The following is an 866-nucleotide window of genomic DNA, read 5'->3' on the forward strand; positions in this document are numbered from 1 at the left end:
GGCTGCCGTGGCACTCGACCATGGCTGCCTGGGCGGGATGCAGCGCGTCGCCCTGGGCGAGGCCATCCACGGTGACCAGATAGCGTCCGTTGAGCTGATGAGCGGGCGTAATGCAGGCGTTGGCGCTGTGGTAACGCAGCTCGCCGTCGGGGCCGGGCTCGCCGATGGCTACCGTGCACGCACCGCAGTCACCCGAGGCGCAGCCCTCCTTGGTGCCCGTGACGCCAAGCGTTTCGCGCAGCAGCTCGAGCACGCTGGTCTCGGGTGAGGCCTCGCTCTGGCACGGCTGCCCGTTGAGCATGAAGTCGATCATCGCCTTGTCTCTTGTTGACGTTGTGATAGCTGACCCGTCGCCACGCAGCGGATGTCGGCATCAGGCCGTATCGCCACGAGTTGACCAAATGGTCAGGATGATCTCAGCATGGGCCAGATTGTCGCACTTTGCAAGAGGCAAAATGGGTACGGCATGGCAGCGGGCTGAGGAAGAGGGAGCAGGGCACCTGGTGCGCCACCGATGGTCTCATTTGCAGGAACCGCCGCGGTGGGGCACTCTCTTGGCTTTCCCCCATTCACAGGACAGGGGCCCGTCGATGACAGACGTGACTGAAACCGAGACCTTGCAGTCTCCTCGGCAGGGTGGCGAGAGCAATGGCGCCACTCGCGAACGCAACGAGCGTGAGATTCTCGAAGCCGCCGAGCGGGTCTTTGCCCAGTACGGTTACCGCGGCGCCAGCGTACAGGCCATCGCCGAGGAGGCGGGGCTGCCCAAGTCCAACGTGCTCTACTACATGGGCAACAAGCGCGGCCTCTACGTGCGGCTGCTGGAGCGCATGAGGGCGCGCTGGAGTGCGCTGCTCGGCGACATC

The 866-nt window shown here is 65.0% G+C and carries 2 protein-coding genes; one reads left to right on the forward strand and one right to left on the reverse strand.

Going from position 1 to position 866, the window contains the following annotated elements; genetic code table 11:
- Positions 1-313, reverse strand: a 313-nt coding sequence (locus QPM17_RS23650; protein WP_285394193.1) for a 2Fe-2S iron-sulfur cluster-binding protein, incomplete at its 3' end; no start/stop codon positions are given.
- Positions 314-401: 88 nt separating this feature from the next.
- On the opposite strand from QPM17_RS23650, the gene QPM17_RS23655 reads away from it, so the two are divergent.
- On the forward strand, positions 402-866 hold a 465-nt coding region (locus tag QPM17_RS23655; protein WP_285394194.1), incomplete at its 3' end, for a TetR/AcrR family transcriptional regulator.

It is taken from the genome of Marinobacter azerbaijanicus (assembly GCF_030250645.1).
GTDB classification, from domain to species: Bacteria; Pseudomonadota; Gammaproteobacteria; order Pseudomonadales; family Oleiphilaceae; genus Marinobacter; species Marinobacter azerbaijanicus.